Here is a 20740-nt window from a genome sequence, read left to right as displayed (position 1 = left end):
TATGGCGATCATTTTTGACACCGACATCGGAGGGGAGCCCGACGATGCTTTAGCTTTGGCTGTGGCCGCTGGTCGTCCGGACCTGTCGCTGGTCATTACCAGCGACGAACACGATGGTCGACGAGCCAAGATGGCACGGTCTCTGCTGGACTTGTTGATGCGCTCGGATGTGCCGGTCGTGGCCGGTAGGGATCTCGGACGGGCGGATAATTGGGCGGCCGACGGTTTCGCTCCCGAGGGCGTTCCGGCGCAGCCATCCGATGTTCTGGCCGCGGTCGATGATCTGTTCGGCAGGACCTCGGAACATGTGTTGTGGGTCGGTACGGGCCCGATGTCGAACCTCGCCGATGTTCTCGCCGGCATCCCAGCGGCCGCCCAGCGGCTGATCGTTACCCAGGCGGCCGGTTCGCACAGTTGGTTGCCGGACCGGGCCGAGCCGAATATCGGGGCGGATCTGCCTGCAGCACGTGCGGTCCTCTCCTCTGGTGTTCTCATGAAAGTGCTGCCGGTGGAAGTCACCTCGTACCCGTTCAACGTGATCGATCGAGATTCCAATGAATACGATGTGCTCGCTCGCTCCAAATATCTAGCCTGCACAAAGCTGCGTGCACACATGGATTCTTGGCTCGAACACCACCGTAGCATTGATCAATCCGCATTACTTGCCTTGGCGTCGATGCTGGATAAGCCGTTCTTTTCGGCGTCGCCCACGAGAATCGGCCTTAACGAGATCGGGCAGATCGAGGCAGGCGAGTATATGGTGATGATGGTCGACCACGTTGACGTTCTGGACTTCAAACTATGGTGTATACCCCTGCTGTCGGGTGTCGAAGACTTGCCTCACACGGTTGTGCGTCCAGCGCTTCCGCCGATCCGATTCAAGACCACTCAGGAGGCGATCGAAATACATCAATCCGAGCCTCTTCCAGGCCGCAGCGGGGAAGGGGTGTAGATAAGGTATGGTGAATCCGGGCGGCGGTTGTGCGCAACTACTCCCTATTTCGCGGGATGGACAGGGAGATCTGGTCGAAGATGACGATGCGATGCGCCAGTTAGCGGAGAGGTGTGGACGATGACCGAGGCTGCTGAATATTTTCTTGCCGAGCGAAATTGGTTGTTGAGCGAGACGAACAGGCTGCAAGCTATCTATAAGCAGGCCGGATACACCGATGAGGGAGAGCGAGCAATCTATAAGGCAATAGAGTTGACCGAACGCTACGTCCAATTGCTGCCTGAGGCTCTGGTTTCGCGATGCCCGTTCACTGGGGAGGCGGTCTATTGGCCGATGGATACGGTCGATTTCGATGGTAGGTTCTGGGACGAGGATAATCCGGCTCGGCGCGTTCGTGAACAGGTGCCACCGTCGTGGTTGACGATGGTTGGTGCGGTGCGGTTGAGCGAGCCTGTTACGTCTGCACCGTTTTTCCGTACACCTGGGCCGGACGCTCCCTATGTGGTTCCTCGAATCCTTGCTCACCCTGAGACTTGTGCGGTAATCAGTGAGATCAAGATTGGCCCTCATGCTGGTTGGGTGATCGCATATCACAGCACTAGACGGCAACTGGGTATCGCGCTAGAGAATTTCTGGGGTACCAACAGATATGATGTATATGACGATGAAGGTCGATGGATAGGCTGGGACGAACATTCGCAAAGCCTTGATGAGTATGATTTCGAGCTCGGGCCGTGGCTTGAGTCGGGAAGGCTCCTGTGGATAGCTCCTGGCGATAATGAGGCTGAGCTTCGCCGCGGTATCAATGGATGTCCATATGTTGGAATTGAGGGTACTCGGCTGATGCAGTCGCTTTATTTGGACGAAATCACCAGGTATTGATGGCAGGGTCGGGTGGCTCGAGCGGATTGTGCCCCGGGTTCGCGAACCGATCGTGGTGGAATGGCAGTCGCGAGAGCGGCAGCTCGGTCAACTGATAACTTTGGTCAAGAAGGTCGATGCCCCGGCGCTGGCAATAAAAGGAGTGATCACCCCGGCAGTGGTCCGTGATCACATGACGCAGGAAACCAACTGTCCTGCACAATATTTGGAACGGTTCACCCGCTCGCCTGAGTATCAACGTTGGCTGCAGCTCGAGCGGGAACGACAGGAACAAGAACGCATGAGAGCGCGGGCGCGTGAGGGCCAAGAGTTGGGCCGCGGCCTGGCAAGGACACGGTGAGTGGTATGCCTATCATCCTGGACACGGACATCGGCGGAGAACCCGACGACGCGCTGGCGCTGGCCTTGGCGGCCGGGCTTCCCGATCTGTCCCTGGTCATCACCGGCGACGAACACGACGGGCGCCGAGCCAAGTTGGCACGCCAATTATTGGACTTGTTGATGCGCTCCGACGTGCCGGTCGTCGCCGGCCGCGATCTCGGGCGAAGGGACAATTGGGCGGCCGAATCGCTCGTGCTTCCCGGCGTTCCGGACCAGTCGACCGACGTTATCGGGGCGGTCGATGCTCTCCTGAGCGCAAGCCCCGAGCCGGTGATCTGGGTGGGCACAGGGCCGATGTCGAACCTGGCTGACGTCCTCTCGGCTCTTCCTGCAGCTCGGGAGCTGTTGATCGTCCAGGCTGGAGGATCGCACTCCTGGTTCACCGACCGCCCCGAACCGACTATCGGGGCAGACCTGCCCGCAGCCCGAACAATTCTGTCCGCAGGCATACCGATGCAACTGCTGCCAGCGGAAGTCACAATGGGCGTACTGAACGTCATCGACCGGGACGCAATCGAATACAAGGTCATTGCCCGGTCCGACGACCCGGCGTGCATCGCGCTGCGCAACCATATGGACCTCTGGTTCGACCAGCACCGTGGCGACTTCGACCAGACCGCCCTGCTCACCCTCGCCTTCGCGGTGGACTTGAGCCATTTCACCGTGTCGCCGCGCGCCATCGAGCTTGACCAGGTCGGTCGCATCCAACCTGGCGAGCATGTGGTGATGATGGCCGATGCGGTCGACTACCGAGCATTCAATTCTTGGTGCATTCCCAGGCTTGCCAACCTGGAAAACCAGCACCGCGCAATCCCTCGGCCCAGCCTGCCGCCGATCCGTGCACTGACCGCAGTCGAGATACTCACCGCCGATCAGGGTAAGCATCGGGCGGTCGAGGGGAACGAGTAACTGGCTGTATTTTGTCACATTCGGACCTGAGTTAGGACATTTGCTTTAGTGCCCCGGTTCGGACTGGTTGATCTGGTCAAGGATCTCCGCCTGCGCCGACGGGATCTCGGGCGGGAACGTCTGGGTGACACCATTGATGGTGATCGTGGCGCTGCGCAGCGGCCGCAGCTGCTTCACGACGTTCCCGATCGCCAGCCCGGTCACCGCCTGTACCCGGCGGGCGACCGCGAGCGCGGTGAACACGATCGTCAGGTGCGCCTCGATAGCATCCCGCGTCCGGTGGAACATCGGCCGCGCCCGCAGATCGGTCTTCGACATGCGAAAAGACTGCTCGACGTGCCAAAGCTCGTGGTATTTCGCGATCACCTCCGCGGCCGGCATCACCGCGGCTTCGACGTTGGTGACATAGCCCTTCAACCCAACCAGGGACCGGGCCCGCTGCAACGCCTTGTCGTCGATCGCCCGGTCCTTCCCGGGGATCTTCACGAATCGTGTCGCCTTGACGGCCTTGTCGCCGGCCACGACCGCCCGCGCTTTGGCTTCCTGGGCGTTCAACGTGATGGTGTCGCGTTTCGCCCGCGACACCGAGTAGTGCCAGATCGCCCGCCAAGCCCGGGTGTTGTCCGGGCTCCAGACCGGTTCGGCCCGCTTCTTGCGGTCGTTCACCCGTGTGTTCGAGTGGCGCGGGGTGACCGTATCGATGATCTGCCCGTCGTCGAAAAGGTCTCCGTGCCAATGGAAATGCGACGCCAGATCCCCTGGCGCTTTCACGGTGCGTGAGCCGACGATGAACGACATCCCGGCCGCGTCGAGCTCGGACAGGTTGCCCACCGACAGCATCCCGGCGTCCGCGGCGATCACCATCGGCGTGCCGTCGAGACCGTGGCGGGTTCGGAACGCTTCGATCACCGGCAGAATCGTCGTCGTTTCTGCCTTGTTCCCCTCGAAACAGGCGATCTCCAGGGGGAACCCGGACCGGTCCACCAACAGACCGACCACGATCTGCGGATCGACCCGCCGCTCCTTCGAATACCCGACTTTCCGCAGGTCATCCTCTTTCTCAGCCTCGAAATACAAGGTAGTGACGTCGTAGAGCAGCAGGCCCAAACCGCCACCGTCGGTCGCGTGATCGAAGCACTTACCGGCGATCAGATCCCGGTAACCGCCAGCCTGAACCTTGCCGAGGTGGCGTTGGATCGTCTTGTAGGACACCGGATCCGCGCCCAGATCGGTCAGGACCCGCGCCGCGTCGGCTTTCGAGGTCGGCTCCACGATCCGCGCGATCACCAAGTCCCGGAACACCGGATCATCGACGACACCGAACCCGAGACCGTCGAACACCGAACCCAACGCCTGGTAGAGCAGTTGTGAACCCGTTGCGACCGTCCTACCCGACACCCTCACCGCAGCTGCTGGTTCCGTCGTCACCGGCAGCCGGCCGCTACGCCAGTCGGCGACATCCTCCATCCGCTCGACCGGGACCACGGCCTCCACGCCCAGGTCGAGTTCCTGCTGGCCTGCGGCGACGACGCCACGCGCGTACTCAATCAGCAGTCCGAGTTCGGCGTCGGAACGGGCGGATCCGACATGCTCGACAACCTCTACACGGCCACGAACTTTCGCGACCACCTGCACCGCTACCGCGCCGGACGCGGTCCGTACTCGCCGCACGAACACCCGCCGACCCTACCGTTAGTGCCCCGATCCACACCCAGAACCAGCCATCGATCCCGGTCACAGCCCAAAGCGCCGGAAATCCGGCTGGGCATGTCCTAACTCAGGCATGACATTGGTGCGCCATCTTCCAGGGCGTCGTCTTGATCGGTCCAATCGGATGGCTGCGCATACGCGTGGCGGCCGTAGCTGGCCGGGTTGGCGCGCTCGGCCGCCAGGCGGGTCCGCTCGGCCTCCTCCCGCGCCAGCCGGTCACGCTCCTCACGCTCCCGGCGAGCGGCCAGTTCCTGCGCGGTCTCGGCCTGCCGCTTGCGGTCCTCCTTGATCAGCTTCTGCCGCAACTCGGCGAATGCCGCCGAACCGCGGTCGAGCGGATGAGCCCATCGTTCTCGGCGTGCTTGTAGAGGAATCACAGGGCGCTCATCACGGCTTCGGCAGCATACGTCGCCTTTCGGTCTCGCTAACTTTGATCTTCATGCCATGGCCCACAACCAAAGCAGCTGATTATCCCGCGACAATTCTACAGACCTGCCACTTCGGGAATAATTAATACTCCAGCTGCAATCAAAGGCTACCGATGCGTCCGTAGCGGAACGATGCTGGCTTGCCCGCCTCTTGACGAGCGGCTTCTTCCTCCCATAACCGGAAGGATCTACGCCACAGTGAGTAGATCTCGTCTAATTCGACAGAAGTAACCCACCGTCCCTCAGACTTCGCTAGATCGAATAGCTGGCCCACCCTTCGATAGATGTCAAAGACAGGGCCCTCGCCTTGAAGGTAGGTACTACGTGCTTCTTCGGTCTCTCTGATGAACCGAGCTTCGGTAAGCTTGGCAAGATCTACATCGGAGCTTCCAGCTGCAACATTGGCTACATCCTCGGGCGACGCCGGATCGAAGAACCCGGTACGAAGATTCAGCGCCTCTCCGCTGACGTCACCTTCGGGTGACTCGATAATTCTAATAGTGCGATTGTAGAGGCGGAAATAAGATGGCGCTGCAGGCATCCGTAGTCCCCTTTCGACGATCAGGTGCAGGAACCGCGATCATCGCGAGACCGGGGCCGTGTCCGCGCTAGCGGTACACCCCGAATCGCCAGGTCACAACCTAACTCGCGACTTTGTCGAGGCCTGCCATTGAGTCGACTAGACGCCCCCGATAACGGCGTAATGGAAGGATGGATCTTCCCCTGCAGCGAGCCTGGCGGACTCTTCCTCCCACAAACGGAAGGATTGATGCCACAGCGAGTACACTTCGTCCGCCTCCTCCGAACTGATCCGTCGCCCCTCGGCCTTGGATCTGTCGAAGATTTTCTGTATTGAATCGTATATGTCGAATACGGGCCCTTCGCCCCGCAGATAGTAGCTACGCGCGACTTCTGTTTCCTTCACAAAATTCTCTTCGGAAAGCATCGAGAGATCGTAATCGTCACGTGCTCCGAGAACGCTGGATATCTCGTCGAAGGACGCCGGCTCGAAGAGACCGGTATCGATGTTCAACTTCTGCCCGGACACGCGCCCTTCAGGAGGCTCGTCGAGCCGGATAGTCCCGTTGTAGAAACGAAAATAGGACGGCGATTCCCGTAACCACGACATCCGACATGCCCTTCCATCTGTACTGTAGGAGTACCAAACCAATCATATACGCGCCTATTGCTCGCCTTGTTCACTGGCTGCAGAATGCGGTTCAGGCTGGTAAACCTCGATCATCTCACGTGCGGTCTGGGCTCTGATTGGCAGCAACGAAGGAATGGCCCTGTCAGGCAGGTCTTTGATACCGGCCACGAGGGGAACACTCCATGCCCGGAAGGTGAGGTGCTCGAACGTATCGACCATCAACACGCTGTGTTCACCGGATTGCAGGCGTCCAACCGGATCCAGACCGATACTGCTCGGTGTCACGGTGAACAGTCTCGGATCGACCGCCAGAGCCAGGGCGAGCAGCGCGGATTGGTCGATGCTGCTGCGGTGGTGGTCGAACCAAACTTCCATGTGCTTGCGCAGCATCGTGGAGACCGGATCGTCAGCGCGGGCGATAATGTCGTATTCGACCGCATCACGATCGATCGCGTTCAGCAGGTGCATGGTCGTCTCCACCGGTAGCAGGCGAAGCAGCGTACGGGCGGAAAGGACGGCCCGCGCCGCGGGCAGATCTGCCTCGATAGTCGGCTCGGGACGGTCCGTATACCATGCAAGCGAGCCGCCCACCTGGGTGACGACGAGCCGCTGTGCGGCCGTCGGGAAGGCGGTGAGAACGTCGGCGAGGTTCGACATGGGACCTGTGCCCACCCACATCACGGGCTCTGGCGTTCTGCCCAACAGGGCATCGACCGCAGTGAGGACATCCGTAGGCTGATCCGGGACACCGGGGGGGACAATTCCTTCCGCCGCCCAGTTCTCGGTTCGTCCGAGATCACGGCCGGCGACAACGGGTACGTCCGAACGCATCAGCAAGTCGAGGATTTGGCGCGCCATCTTTGCTCGGCGTCCGTTGTGTTCGTCGCTGGTGATGACCAGAGACAACTCGGGGAGCCCCGCGGCTACGGCCAAGGCCAGGGCATCGTCGGGTTCCCCGCCGATGTCGGTGTCCAGAATGATCGCCATATCAGTCACGCGTCCTTACCATGGCGCGGGCGTTCGATTCCATCTCGCGCGCCCGACTTCTCATTCGTTCCTGCTCCTCCCGCTGACGTGCCAGCCACCGCAGGTTCTCCGGAGAACGGGCCAACCGCTCCAAATACTGTGCGGGACAGTCCATCTCCTGTGCCAGTAACTCATGCACCTTAGCCGGTGTGATTACCTCTTTTATCGCCAGCGTCGGCGCGTCCACCTGTTTGACCAAAGTTATCAGCTGGCCGAGTTGTCGTTCTGGTGATTTCCATTCCACGACTGTCGGTTCACGCACCGGCGACGGCGGCAACCCACGAACCGGCACCGGCTGCCTCTCCGGCACTGGAGTCAGTGCTTGGTGGGACGGTTCCTGCCCCCGCGACAGTTCGTCCCCGACCTCGAGCAGTCTTTCCCGGGTTTGGGCGAGCTCCAGCTCGTGCGCCGATATCGCCTCACGAACCAACGCCAGTTCTTGCTGGCGGGCCATTTGCTGCGGATCGAACAGTGCGCGTTCATGTTGCCGCTGTACATCGAGGACTTCTTCGAATCCGACGTCCCGTTGATGCTCGAGAACCATCTGATGTTCCTGGTCGGCCAACTCCATAATGTGACGTTCGAGAATATCGGCCCTGTCCCGCTCGACCCCACGCGCCGGTCCCGGCTCGAGCTCACGAACGGGGATGCGATCGGGCTCACGGGTCCCGCCTCGCTCGGGCTTGCGCACGGCGGGCTGATCGAATTCCCGACCCGACTGTCGCTCGGGTTCGTGGACCGAACCGTGTTCGGGTCCACGGGCTATACCCCGCTCGGGCTCGCGCACTGGAGAATGTTCCGGCGCACGGGTGCCGGATTGCGCTCGTGGCTCCGGCGCCCTGCCCTCTCGTAGCTGAGCGAGTTCGTGCTGCGCCCTCTCTCTCGCCGCACGGGTCCGGGCGATTTCGGCTTGGCGGGCCTGGTGACGTTGCTGTGCTTCCCGACGCTCTCTTGCACGTTCTTCCGCACGCTCCTTTTCTCGAGCTGCGGCCTGCTCGTGCTGCTCGACCAGTTCATGCTCACGCTGCCGCGCCTGCTTCTGCTGCTCCAACAGCACGCGTTCCCGTCGTTCAGCCTCCGCACGCAACCGGCTCAGCTGTGCCTCGCGAGCTGCCTGCTGCCGCCCCTTATCGTGCTGTGTGGTCCCCTGATCGTCATGCCCGGCCTCCCGGACGTGTGGTTCACGCTGAATGGTGACCACCACGCTGGGCGGGCCCTCAGGCGTCGCATGGTGTGACACCATGCCTTCGGTCTTGCCGTCATACATGGCGCGGACCTCGCTGACCACCCTCGGATCAATACCCTGTGCGAACAGGCGATCCGCCATGTCACGAAGGGTTTGGGTATCGGATCGGATCTGTCGTTCCCGCTGAGCGAATTCAGTCGGGCTCAGCTCCCCCGATGTCATTGCATGCCGGGCAGCATCCAGGGATCGCTGTTGCATGGCAGTGATCTCCTCACGGGCTTCCTGCTTCTGTGCCAGCACTTCTCGCCCGACCGACACCGCCTCATCCGCACTATCGGCATACAGTTGGCGATTCGGGTCTTCTTCGCTGAACGGACGATAGATCGCAGGCGGAAGCTTCTCCGAATCTTCGCCGATGAGCTCACGATGAACCGCGAACAGAGATTCATCCGTGTGCGGCATCTGCTCGATGCGATGCAACTCCCACTCCGGGGACTTACTGCTCACCAGTAGCGGTTCACGGTCCGGCCCCAGATCCAGCAAGGTCATACGTTCGACGTGGTCTCCGCTTCGGACCGTGACTGGAACTTCATCACGCGCTTGCTGCCACGCCCGGTACACCGCCGGATCAATGCCCGCGCCAATCCGATCCGATATCCGCTCACGCAGGTCCCGGGCCGCGCCCTCGATTGCCTGTTGACGCTCGCGCCGAACGGCATTGGCCGCCTGGTCGGTCAGCCTCTGATTCTGATCGGTAATATTCGGCTCGAAATGCGCCGCACGAGCAACAGATTCATCGAGTGAGGTCTGAAGATGACGATTGATCGCCTCGATCTCCGCAACCTCCGAGCCGCTTTGCTCCGCCGCATGTCGGCCGATAACCGGCGCTACATCCGCGGTTTCGGCGAGCGCATTCAGCCGGCGCACGGCATCCGGTGGATATGTGCCATCACGCAGTTCCCGCTCGATCATCGCGAGCTCGCGCTCACCTGACCTCGCAGGCAGCACTCGCCGTCCCCCCTCGGCGGTCGGGTCATGCAGGGAAACCAGGCCGCCACTATCGGCGCCTCCGCTCCGGACCCCAATGGCTGGAGAGTTCTGACTCCATAGGCGGTAGATTTCCGGATCAATGCCGCCATGGATGGCGGCGGTCGCCCGCGACCGTAGACGCAGCAGGGCGCGCTGCGTGTCCATCTCATCGGCACGAACGCCGCCGGGCATTTCCGGCATACCGATCCGACGGAACGGATCGAGCCACCGGGTGGTCGCGTGATCCAACTCCGCTCCCACACGGTGACGGATCTCGTTGACCTCGGATCCCAAATTTCCCGACTTCGCCATGGAATCCAGGTCTTCGGCAATCCGTCTCTCCGACAGCGCCTCCCGTGCGAGGTCCAATGTCTGCTGGTCAGTACTATGCGCGGTGAAATCCGCTTTCTCATTGTCACGCTCGCACAGCGCGCTCAGAATCGCCGCCGGGTCCCTGCCTTCCTCCGCCAGCTCCCCAATACGGGCGAGCAAATGCTCTGGTCTGCCAACCGGAAGTAACTGCGGCCTGCGGTCTCCCCCTAAGTCGATCAGCCGGAATCTCGGCGGTGGCGCATTGGTAAAGACAGCCCTGCTTGCATCGGGTTTGATCTCAATCGTCACAGCCGCCCTCGCTTGACGCCACGCAGAGTACGCATGAGGATCGAAGCCGATTTTTGTCAGCTTATCGATTTTGTCGCGCAGTTCCTTCCCGTTATTTCGAATCTCTTCAGCCAGCCTTTGCTCATAGTCGCGAATCTCACGCTTACCTGGTTTAAAACCACGCTCGGAAAAATAGGAATCGGCCTGTTCCGGCACGCGATCGAGGTGCCGTGAGACCGACTCTGCCAACTCGGAATGCAACTCGGTCCGCAATTCTTCTACCAACGGTAAATCGCGCATGATACGTGTACCGATCCGCATCGCATCTTCGGAACTACCGACGGAGATGCGGCCGAAGTCCCGGGTCGAATCGTCGACCGCAAAACGATGCCGGTGATAGAGCTGGACAGGGTCCACCCCTTCTTCACCAGCAATACGCTCAATTACCGCAACCGAATGCTCACTCGAACCCGTCGGCACCAGCAGTGGATCGCTCCCAGGGCCGCGATCGATGAGCACCATCCTCGAGGCCTTGCCGGATTCATCCGAAATATCTATCGCCAGCTTCGGCCTGTCCGACCGCCAAGCATCGACAACGGCTGGATCGAAACCGGGCTCATTCACCATATGAGCCACGAGGTCCTTCAAGCCACGTCTGCTCAATTCCAGTCGCTCGAACTCGGAATGCAGGAGACTCCGAATACCGCGCCCCGCTTTGGGAGCGAAACGCTTAGCGCCCGAGTCGTCCTTGAGATACGCAATCCGCCTATCGACCGACCGATCGACGGACGCACTGGCATCACGCTCAATTTCGGCTCGATCGCGAACGCCAGACGCGGTGTCCGGCACATCCGAGTGAGTATATTGCGAGTCTGACTGGCGTAGATTAGCTTCACCGATTGCCTCATGATCGACACCACGGGTGTCCGGAGCGGGCTTCGGTGGCGGACCGTCGGGACCAGGCTGTGGCACAGGACCGTCGGGCTCCGGGCCTCGATCCTCCGGACCGTGTTCAGGATCATGCGGGAACTCGTCCGGCAGTCCCTTCTTCGTCGCCTCCCAGAACACCTTGTTGGTCTGGCGATCTATCTCGGAGCGGAGCGCCTTCTCCTCCGGGCGCAAATCGTCGCGATGTTCATCTTCCGCCAGCGATTCGAAGTCCCTCCTGACCTCGAACAACGCATGCTCAGTATCCACGAATTTATCGACGTGACTCAAATGCAGCCTGAACTCCGCAATGTGCCCATTCGGCATGCGAACCTTCATCTGCAGGTCTCGATATCCCGAAGCTGTGGGGTTCGCAAAGCGATCGTCAAACGACACCACTTCAATCCGCCGATCGGCAGAAATGAGATCTAGCGCACGATACGCGTCGTCAATCTTGTCGAATTCTATCTTCGCGCCGACGAGATCAGTTAGCCGCGATACGTCGCCCTGATACTTCTTAATCTTCGCCCGCGCCCGCTCGGGATCCTTAGGCTGTTTACGCCAACCCGCCTTACCGTTAGTTCGACCAGCGATATCACTGACTATACGGTTAAGTTCGCCTTGGGTCGATTCCCAAATGTCGTACTGATGCTGAAGAAATTCCCGTTGATATAACGGATCCAATCGCCTGTAGCGATCAAACCCCGGCTGACGTTGGTCCATGGGCTCGACTCGCCTCAATGAATCCTGGAGTTCACGCGATATCGCCTGTTGCTCAGGCGTAAGCGGCGTCGGCTCAATACGAACCGGATCTGCCAGCACGGCTTCGGGCCCTCGCTCGGCAACCGAATGCGCCGCATCAGACAGAAAGGGAATCGCATCCGGTCTGGTCACCAACGCGTGCAGCGTCTGGGGCCTTTCCAGAAGAGAATGTTCCAGATACGGAGTGTTCTGCATCAACTGCACCAACTCCGGATGCTCCGGCAGTTCATTGCGCACGGCGTCGCCGATCGGTCCGCCGGATTTGGTGACGACACCCCGCTCATCCGCCCGGTCCAACGCCTCCGCGACATGGTTCTGGCTCACATAGCGTTCGGCGTCCTGTCGCGTCGCAGACTCGTCGCCTCCATGCCCATCTGGGGTGTCTGGCCTAGCCCCTGGCTCTGGCGGTGAATTCCCGTCAGTACCACCACCGTCTCGCTGTGGGTTCGCTGCGGGATCGTCGAGGCTGGTGGCGATGTCGTGGTTCGCCGCAACCGACGCTGTCGAGCCCTGGGTTTCTACTCCTCCCAGGTCCGTTGTTCCGGCCAAGCCCCGCTCTCGCGGCTCTGCCACTCCGCCCAGCCGATCAGGCCCGCCGAGCCCTGTTCGTGCGGCTGGTACTTCAGCGTATTCTTGTCGATTGTCATCTCGTACTCCACGTTCTCCTCCGGTGGAGTCGCCAGAGACTGCACCTGGACGCGATAGTTGATCGTCTCCGGCGTCTCCAGAATGCGCTGCGCGCTCAGACGCCACCGGGGTGGGTAGATCCGCCTGCCGCTCGGCCGGCCGGTCCGTTTGGCCTCCTGGAAGTTCTCCACGATCATCGTCCCGCTCCAGCTCGGGTATTCCGTCACCACGCCGGTTTCCGAGTCGATCACCAGACTGGTCATCCCCAACCCCACCCCGGCTTCTCTCTCCTCCGAGGTGAGGATCGATTGGACCAGCCACCCGCCCTCGAACGGGTACAGCCGAAACTGACGGTCGGGATTGAAGATCCGCGCTAGGTACGCCTCGACCTGGTCCTGGGTGCGGTATTCCGCCATGAATTCCTCCTTGATGCGGTGATGGGATCGGCGTGAACCACAGACCCGTCGAGCCATAAGCCATATCGGGCGGCGGGTGTGGAAACATCGTGCCCGCCTGGGGATCCCACCACACCGGTCCACTCGCACCGTGCGGATACACGATGACCGTGGCATGCGAACCACCTCGAACCGGGGTGCCATCGGTGTTGTAAAGCAATTGACCGGTGACCTGGTCGCGAGCATGCCACTCGTTGACGACCAGAGCGGATGAGCCGGGCCCCATTCTGTCGACGATGTCGTGCAGTCCGGCGAACTGAGCGGGAAGCGGTCGTCCGTCGGTCAACTGATGCAGGCCATCGCCGATCCATTGCGCAGCGCGCTGAACACCCCCGCGCTCACCGCCCTGAGTGTCGATCGTGCCGTCCGGCAGCCGATCCCGCCACCTGGGCGCGCTCACCTGCGGATGTCCCTGGAACGCGGACAACGCCGACAGCGAGCAATCGAGACAGTTGTTGCTGCGGCCTTCGACGTTGATTCCGCCGTCGTTGATCAGCTTGCCATAGCCGTTGGTCCGCGGATCGGCTCCTACCAGGAAACGATTTCCCTCGCGTAGCGCGTCCTCGACCGCGGCCTGGTATTCGGGGCGCTCAACGTCATTCAGTCGTTGGGGGCCGTTCGTACGAAGTTCCGACGGGTTATCGAATGGCGTGGGTGTGTTCGCGTGGGCTACGTCGTTACTCAGCTGTCGGATTTCCACTGGACTCAACCCGGGATGGTTGGGATCCGACGGCAACAAACCGACATGGTCGCGCAGTTGCCGAGCGATGTCCCCGGAAGACATATCCGGATGCCAGGGCCCGCGATCCTCGCTGACATTGATGTGCAGATTGGCCTCGGCCGGATTATGGGTGTACTCCAGGTCCACCAGCAGTCGGTCACCCGACAGCAAACGCTGAGCACGGTTGAACTCCAGATCCGTGGCCAGCTGCGCCCTTTCCCACACCTGCCCCACACGATCCGGGTGTACGCGCCCGTCGGTGGTGACATGCACCTTGATACGAGCGACCGCGATCGGGCCGCCTTCGGCTCTGGGGTAACGGCGGAAGTCGAAGGAAGGCTTGGCATTCGGCCCCAGCTTGGATGTCACCGGAGTGACTCGATCGCCTTCTGGGCGCCACTGACGGAACCACTCTCGCGACTGCCGGGCCTTGTGCGCCGCCTCCAGATCCTCCCGCGACGGACCGCGCGGTGGTCCGTCTTCCGGACGCGAGAGTTGCGGACCACGGTGCGGGCCAGGCTGTTCCGGACCCGACGTTCTCGCCGGATCCTGCCGCTCGACATACGAACGATCGCCCGAACCTCGCTGCGCGCGGGGATCCTCATGCGCTCGGGCGCTTTCCGATGCGTCCACTCGCTGTGGGGGAGTGCTCGACTCCGGCGCTTGTGTCAGATCCTGCTGAGAGTCGTGCCGCGGCCTGGGCACAGAATTCTGGCGGGGTGGAATCTGCTCCGGTTGCTCCGGCGTGGGTTGATGGGGGTCTTGGCGTGTTGGAGTTCCATGCTCCACCCGCTCCGCGGCACCCCGGTCGTTCGACTGCCGAGGTTCGCTGTACCGCGGCGTAGAGGGGCCCGACTGCCGCCGATCAGAATCTTGCGACGCATACGGATCACGAGGCCCCGGATCCGGTGCATGTTGCGGATCGTTCCGAGGAACCTCCGGTGCCTGCGAGAAGGTCCGCGGAGCCTCCGAGTCCGACGTACCCTGCATCCAACGAGGCTGCTGATCACGCTCCGGTGCCACCGGACCACGCTGCTCGTTCGGTACCTGTTCCTGGTGTCGAGGCGGCGTCGGAGACTCGTTCCTAGGAGACGACGTCGACTCCGGAGCGCGCATGGGATCCGGCTGCGGGTCAACGTGTGACGTGTCCGTGGACGCCCGTCCACTATCGATCAACTCAGGTGATCTCGCGGACACAGCTTCCGTTGCCGGCGGCCTCTGCTCAGTCGAATCTCGCTGCGGTGAAACAGATTCCGAGATATCGTGCGTTTCAATGAAGCGAGAGTTGTCGAGATGGGCGAAGCGCGGGTTGTATATCGGCTTACCAACCTCAACCGATAGCACTTTTCCACTGCCGTCGACAATTACCTCGCGAGGCCAGATTCGGTAAATGCTATTGCCTTCGATTCCTCCTGGCGCCAGAATTTCGGTCTCTTTTTGACTGTTGTTGTGGTAGGCGCGGCTGCGGGCCGAAGCGTCGTGCTGCGTGGCGTCGACGTCGATGCCATGCGGCGTGTACAGCTCATGCATGTATCGCGTTTGCCGGAATGTACCATCCGGGAACCGCGTAAGCTTGCCCGCCCCAACTTCCGATCTAATCGTATTCAGATCGCGAGTAATGATGGCTTCCGGACTCGCGCCGAACGATACGAACCCATCATCCGCAGCATTTCCGATATGATCGTCGATGCATAGACGCCTCGGGTTTTTCGACTCGAAGTTCTGACCGAAGATTTCGGGACCGCGAGAATCCATGCGAAACAGCGCATTCTGCGGTTCCAGGTACGCATCGCCCGCGCTCTTGTCGCGCCACACAACGGCATGACCGCTGCCGGGGGAGCCGAGGTAGATCTTCGACGGATCGATAGTTTGTGCGGAATCGTCGAGCGCGCGCTCAGGCATCGAACGCGTGAGTCCATCTGGTAGATCTTTGTCGTCACAGCCCGGGACGAAGAACCGAGGCTGGGCACTCTCGTATTCGGGTATCTGCCACGGGTTCTCGACTCGCTCGTCGACAACCTTCGACAGGTACTGCCTCTCGATCTCGCGCGGGGACTCTCGCGGTGTCTCGGAATCCGAGTCACGAGGCGAGTCGTTCCGATTATCCTCGGATTCCCCGCTGTCATGCCCGTGATCGACATCAGCATCCGAGGTAGAGGGCGCTACAACGGGAATATCGTCGACGACCGGACTAGCCGCGCCCTGGTTGGTCGCATCAGGGCGATCCCTGTCAACAGCAGCAGTAGCGGAGTAATGCGACCGAGTTTCTGGCGCCGGAGGCTGCGGCTCAACGGTCGGAGGCGCTGGCCGGGATTCGCTCTCTTGCACGGACTCCAGCCCCTTCACCGGATCCGGCAACGAAAGGCCGAACAGCGGGTGCGTAGGCTCTGTGGTCCGTTCCTGACGAGCGCCACCTTCAAGCACAACGGGATCGGTTGTGGTCGAGCTCGTGTCGACTGTCTGATGCTCGGCGTCTTCGCCGACCGGATGCTCAGGTGACGGTGGTTCGCCATCCTGCGCGACTGTGGACCTCACTGGCTCGAGCGGCGGCAGATCCAGGCTCGACTTGGGCTCCTGCGGGGGAAGGTCGAGACTGGAACCAGGTTCCGACGGGGATGTTCTAGAAGGCTTTTCCGCAGAACGACCGCCTGGATCAGCAGGCTCTGGTGTCCTGCCCGGGGTGCCGGCACCGGGGGAGTTCGGCTGCCGGGGCTCCTCGGTGGTTTTGCTGTCGGACACACGCGCGGCAGGCGACGATATATCGCGCGGCGGCGCCGCAGAGCGGTCGACCGCGGGCTGTGCCCGGCCGGTTTCATCCGAGGGTGATGACGGTCCGCGCGACCGGCCCGAGTGGACCTTGGGGCCCGTTTCCTGCGCGGCTCCGCCCCCCGCTCCGGGTGCGACAGGGCTGAATTGCTCGACCGGGCGCGCGGACTCGGTACGAGAGTTGGCATCAGCCGCGGTGCGGTCGACCGTCGTGGCGCTGTCGGCTGGACGTGAAGAATCGGCACCAGGGGTCGGTCGCGCCGCAGTGGGTTCCGGCGACGTATCGACGCCGCCTGGCGCACGGGGGCCGTCCAGGGCCCGGGCAGACGTAGCCGTCGAACTTGTCGGCGGGGTCGGTGCATCCGGTCGGGTGGCAGCGTCCGTCCGCTGCGGGGCGTCGCTGGCAGCGCGCGGGGTGCCAGTCGGCACCGATCCCGCTGGTGTCGCTCCGGTGGACGACGGCGCGGCAGGGGAGGTAGGTGATACGGATCCCGGTGACGAAGCTGCCGAACGATCCGGCACGGACCCGGGCGCCGTTGCTGCTTGCCCAGCGATGCCTCGGTCGCCGCTGGCCGAGACGCCGCCGTTGGTGCCCGAAGTCTGGGGTTGTGGATCTGGCCCGGATGACCGAGCATCGGCACCCGAGCTGGCATTCACCGAATCCGATTGGGATGCAGCAGAGTTCTCACTGCCCGCCGCACGCGTCGACTCCGGTGCACTCGGCGTATCGGCCGTAGCCACCGACGCCGTGGCGGTGCTTGCTGGAGACGTGGATTCCACGGGCGCATCGGAGTGCGTCACCGACGACGGCGTGGTGTTCGACTCGCTGGGGGTACTCGGAGTGTGGCTCGGTGTGGGATTCGATTGTGCCGGTGCGCTATTGGCGGGTTCCGTGGTTTTCGTGGTGTCCGGTGTCGTGGTGGTCTCGTGTGTCCCCACTTCGGCGTTGGGGTGCACGCCCACTTTGTTCCCCAGGCCGCCCCCGCCGCCTTCCCACACGTTGGTCAGGTCGACGTGCTGTCCGGTCACCACCGATGTCGTCGTTCCGGCCACCGCGTTGCCCACGACGTTGCCGACCACCTCACTGGCCTTGGCGGTCACCGCCCTACCCACATTGCTCGTGACACTCGTGATATCGGCCTTCGCGGCGGCCGCGGCGACCCCCTCGCCGAGCTTTTCACCGACCGGTCCGGCCACGGTGCCCGCGAGCGCACCGGAAAGGGTGGACAACCCCACCGATTTCCAGTCCATGTTCTTTCTGGTGCCCTCGGCGATCTGAATGCCCTGAGCAGCAAGATCCGTGCCCGCCCCCAAAGTCGAACCGACACCGGCGTTCACGAGGAGCTTGGCGCCGCGCTTCTCCATGAACTTGGCGGCATCGATGCCGAGCTTGCTCAGCAGTTTCCGGAATGCCGCCTGTATCGCGGCCTTTCCCGCGACGATGGTGCCGGCCTCTTCGGCCTGGCCGACCCCGGGAATCCATGACCAGAGCAGCATCGCCACCATGATGCCGACCGAGATGTAGATACTGATCTTCGTATGCTCGATATCGGTGGCGCCCTCCTCGAGCTGACGCGCGAAGCTGTCGCAGGCGTCGATCAACTGCTTCAGCTCACCGTCGTCACCGCCGATGTCCTTCCAGTAGCTCGACATCGCATCGTGGATCTGACCGTCGATGGCCGATAACGCCGAGTTCATCGCCTGATCGGCGGGTTCCTGCAGGCCCTTCAGCTTCTCGGCCATATCCGACCAGTGGCCCGCAGCCCGCCGCATGGCGTCCTCGTCGCCCTCGGGCCAATGTCCGACAATGAAATCCTGGATGTAGACCAGCGGCCCGGGCAGCGTCGGAAACCACAGCGTCACGTAAACAACTCCCCGAGCTACAGTTTCTTCGCCTGCTGGGCCAGCGTCGCAGCGTTCTGCTGATCCTGTTGCTGCAGACCATTCGCCGTCGTGGTGATCTTGTCGCCGGTCGATTTCAACCTGTCCACGAACGCCGCCAATACCTTGATCGTGGCCTCAGGACCGCCCTTCGCGTCCTCTCCCTGTGGGTAACCCTTCTCGAACTGCTTGCCCGGCCCGTCCGTACCCCAGCAGTGCCCCTCGGCCTGCAGTCCGTGCTTCAGCTTCGCCAGCGCCGTGTTCACCTCCTCGCCCAACTGCTCGAAGTGCGGCGACACCGCGCGCAAGCGATCCGGATCCGCCCACAGCTCGGCCATGGTCATCCTCCTTCGTCAGGTCGTGCACTTGCCTCGACGTACCGAATACGCCGAGGGTTCCATCACATTCATTGCGGCTCTGTCGGATTCGCCGTCCTACCGCACGCCGACACCGCCATTCCGGAGCGATTCAGCCCGGTCGCGGCGGCTGGGGCTCCTGCTGCTCGGGCATCCACGCCCGCAGGTCCTTGGAGTTCGGTGCACCGGGCACCACGTCCCCGAAATCGGGCAGTCCATCCACGATCGACTTCATCGGAGCAACAACCTGCTCACGAGCTGTGGCCGCCGCTTCCATCGCGCCCTTGATCGCGGCATTGATGTCCTGCGACAGCTTCTGTGGCGTACTGCGACGGTAGGCGTCCTCAGCAATCGTGACGTCGGTGACCATCCCAGTCGCCGTGACCGTCACCCGCGCAAGATTATTCGGAGATGTCGCACGCACGGTCATCTTCGCCAGCTTGCTCTGCACCTCTCCCATCTGGGCCAGTTCGCTGTCGAACGCGCTCTCGACCTGCCCCAGCATCCGACGCAGATCATCGTTCCGCGAACGGATCTCGTCACGTTCCCACTGCTCCAAGTCTCTACTCCTCGACTCGGTCCGCCGTTGCCTGCAAGCTTTGCGCCGCTTGCCATTCGCGCCACCAGCGCAGCAGATTCGCGCCGCTGAACTCCTGGTACGGAAAGGCGTCAACATTGATCTGAATCCATGCACCCTCGAGCGGGCATACCTGCTCGAGGATGTCACGTCCCGAAACCAGCCTCCGTAGCCACGGATTCGTATCCGGAGGCAACTTGCCCGCAGAGGAGTAGACCGTCAGGGTGAGATCGCCCCGCGGATTCCATGCCAGCGGCCAGTCCTGTTCTCCGCCTGGATCGTCGGCGGACCGCAGCAGGATGAACTCACTGCGGCTGAACGCATCGATGAAGTCACCGACGGTGTTGAACCCGAAGCTCACACGCCACACCACGACTTCGAACCCGTTCGCGAACTGCCAGCCCGAGTAGTCCTCGGTGGGAACGAAATCGGGGTTCAGCCAAGTTTCCGCGAATGCGCCATCCTCGCCGGCCCGTCGGCCGCCGATCAAATTTCGCCGCTGCAATGATGCGTCGTCGACCCGTGGATCGGCATAGTACTTCCATTCCCCCGGATTCGCCCGCGCCCACGCGAAGTCCCGCTCACCCGCCTCCGGCAGGATCTTCACCCTCGTTCGGGTTTTGTCCGAGATGTGCAACACTTCCCGTGCCGCCAGCCGACTTAGGTCCCCGGTGTGGAGCTCAGGCTCAGGCTCCTGCTCAGGCGACTCTGTACTGGCCGTGTGATCCCACGACGATCCCATCACCTGATGCAGGTACTGCAGGTGTGTCTTGTCATCCAAATCTGATGCAGGATCGTCCCGTTCGGTCTCACTCAGCTGGTGCCAGGTTGCAGCCAAGTCGGTGCCCGAAAACTCCGGCTCCGGCGAGGTGCCGGACTTGAAGGAGACGCGGACCGCGGGTAGCGGACACACCTGTTCAAGAATGTGCCGTCCCGATACTGTCCGCTGCCGCCGCGAATCCAACCCGTCGGGCAATCGGCCCGGCGACGTGTAGACGTCCAGCCACCACTCGTCTCCGCTCGCACGCAGCGGCCAACGCTCGCCTGCGGGGTCGTCCTCGGGCAACAGCACGATGACATCGCTGTCAGCGAAAGCCTGCACGAACTGGCCCAGTGTGCAATTTGCCTTGACCAACTTCATTGCGGCGACTTCGAAATCATTCGTCAGTCCAGCGGTCTCCGACTTTGGCAGCGTGTACTCGGGGTTCCACCAGACTTGACGGAACCCGCCATTGTCGTCAGCCCGCAGGGCCGCCACCACATCGGACACCTTCACAGCAGACCGGTCCGCGGCGCCGTCGGCAAAGTACTTCCACTGTCCTGGATGATCTCGGGCCCAGGCAAAGTCCGCCTCATCGGGCGTATACGGCAGTGGGCTACTCCTGGAGAACGGAACGTCAGAAATGTGCACGTCA

General features: G+C 62.1%; 13 protein-coding genes. 4 read left to right on the top strand and 9 right to left on the bottom strand.

Features of this window, described 5'->3' with window-relative positions:
- Nucleotide 1 precedes the first annotated feature (1 nt).
- From ABH933_RS24905 to ABH933_RS24890, 4 genes are all read left to right on the top strand, one after another.
- Entirely contained in the window at nt 2–952 is a 951-nt protein-coding gene (locus ABH933_RS24905; RefSeq protein WP_429421057.1) for a nucleoside hydrolase, read from the top strand.
- A 120-nt stretch (nt 953–1072) separates the two neighbouring features.
- Nucleotides 1073–1834, top strand: a complete 762-nt coding sequence (locus ABH933_RS24900; protein ID WP_429421059.1) for a hypothetical protein — start codon at nt 1073–1075, stop codon at nt 1832–1834.
- A 100-nt stretch (nt 1835–1934) separates the two neighbouring features.
- Nucleotides 1935–2174 carry a hypothetical protein gene (locus ABH933_RS24895; RefSeq protein ID WP_429421060.1) on the top strand — a complete coding sequence of 80 codons (240 nt, stop codon included), beginning with the start codon at nt 1935–1937 and terminating at the stop codon, nt 2172–2174.
- A gap of 5 nt (nt 2175–2179) precedes the next feature.
- On the top strand, nt 2180–3124 hold the full coding sequence (locus tag ABH933_RS24890) for a nucleoside hydrolase (protein WP_429421062.1): 945 nt from the start codon (nt 2180–2182) through the stop codon (nt 3122–3124).
- Between the two features lie 45 nt (nt 3125–3169).
- Here ABH933_RS24890 and ABH933_RS24885 read toward each other — a convergent pair whose 3' ends face one another.
- The 9 genes from ABH933_RS24885 to ABH933_RS24845 form a co-directional block, all read right to left on the bottom strand.
- Entirely contained in the window at nt 3170–4801 is a 1632-nt protein-coding gene (locus ABH933_RS24885; RefSeq protein WP_429421064.1) for an IS1634 family transposase, read from the bottom strand.
- 95 nt (nt 4802–4896) lie between these two features.
- Complete coding sequence (locus tag ABH933_RS24880) at nt 4897–5211, bottom strand: hypothetical protein (RefSeq protein ID WP_429421066.1); 315 nt, start codon at nt 5209–5211, stop codon at nt 4897–4899.
- 151 nt (nt 5212–5362) lie between these two features.
- The gene (locus ABH933_RS24875) at nt 5363–5803 is read right to left on the bottom strand and encodes a hypothetical protein (RefSeq protein WP_429421068.1); all 441 of its coding nucleotides are present in this window, start codon (nt 5801–5803) and stop codon (nt 5363–5365) included.
- Between the two features lie 138 nt (nt 5804–5941).
- The gene (locus ABH933_RS24870) at nt 5942–6391 is read right to left on the bottom strand and encodes a hypothetical protein (protein WP_429421070.1); all 450 of its coding nucleotides are present in this window, start codon (nt 6389–6391) and stop codon (nt 5942–5944) included.
- 54 nt (nt 6392–6445) lie between these two features.
- Nucleotides 6446–7399 carry a nucleoside hydrolase gene (locus tag ABH933_RS24865; RefSeq protein ID WP_429421071.1) on the bottom strand — a complete coding sequence of 318 codons (954 nt, stop codon included), beginning with the start codon at nt 7397–7399 and terminating at the stop codon, nt 6446–6448.
- Nucleotide 7400: 1 nt separating this feature from the next.
- A complete protein-coding gene (locus ABH933_RS24860) occupies nt 7401–18374 on the bottom strand; it encodes a toxin glutamine deamidase domain-containing protein (RefSeq protein ID WP_429421073.1) in 10974 nt (3657 codons plus the stop codon).
- 17 nt (nt 18375–18391) lie between these two features.
- Nucleotides 18392–18730: a WXG100 family type VII secretion target gene (locus ABH933_RS24855; protein ID WP_429421075.1), complete on the bottom strand. Its 339-nt coding sequence runs from the start codon at nt 18728–18730 to the stop codon at nt 18392–18394.
- A gap of 130 nt (nt 18731–18860) precedes the next feature.
- The gene (locus ABH933_RS24850) at nt 18861–19307 is read right to left on the bottom strand and encodes a YbaB/EbfC family nucleoid-associated protein (RefSeq protein ID WP_429421077.1); all 447 of its coding nucleotides are present in this window, start codon (nt 19305–19307) and stop codon (nt 18861–18863) included.
- Nucleotides 19308–19311: 4 nt separating this feature from the next.
- Nucleotides 19312–20736 (bottom strand): hypothetical protein, encoded by a 1425-nt coding sequence (locus tag ABH933_RS24845; protein ID WP_429421078.1) that lies wholly within the window; start codon nt 20734–20736, stop codon nt 19312–19314.
- Between the last annotated feature and the right edge of the window lie 4 nt (nt 20737–20740).

It is taken from the genome of Nocardia sp. GP40, from assembly GCF_050434125.1.
Lineage (GTDB): Bacteria > Actinomycetota > Actinomycetes > Mycobacteriales > Mycobacteriaceae > Nocardia > Nocardia albiluteola.
The sequence above is the reverse complement of the archived record's forward strand: the minus strand, read 5'-3'. Positions and strand labels throughout refer to the sequence as shown.

Excerpts from the sequence above, each read along its gene's own strand:
- ABH933_RS24900 (WP_429421059.1), top strand. The coding sequence starts at position 1,073 with ATGACCGAGGCTGCTGAATATTTTCTTGCCGAGCGAAATTGGTTGTTG.
- ABH933_RS24905 (WP_429421057.1), top strand. The coding sequence starts at position 2 with ATGGCGATCATTTTTGACACCGACATCGGAGGGGAGCCCGACGATGCT.
- ABH933_RS24875 (WP_429421068.1), bottom strand. The coding sequence starts at position 5,803 with ATGCCTGCAGCGCCATCTTATTTCCGCCTCTACAATCGCACTATTAGA.
- ABH933_RS24870 (WP_429421070.1), bottom strand. The coding sequence starts at position 6,391 with ATGTCGTGGTTACGGGAATCGCCGTCCTATTTTCGTTTCTACAACGGG.
- ABH933_RS24890 (WP_429421062.1), top strand. The coding sequence starts at position 2,180 with ATGCCTATCATCCTGGACACGGACATCGGCGGAGAACCCGACGACGCG.
- ABH933_RS24865 (WP_429421071.1), bottom strand. The coding sequence starts at position 7,399 with ATGGCGATCATTCTGGACACCGACATCGGCGGGGAACCCGACGATGCC.
- ABH933_RS24855 (WP_429421075.1), bottom strand. The coding sequence starts at position 18,730 with ATGGCCGAGCTGTGGGCGGATCCGGATCGCTTGCGCGCGGTGTCGCCG.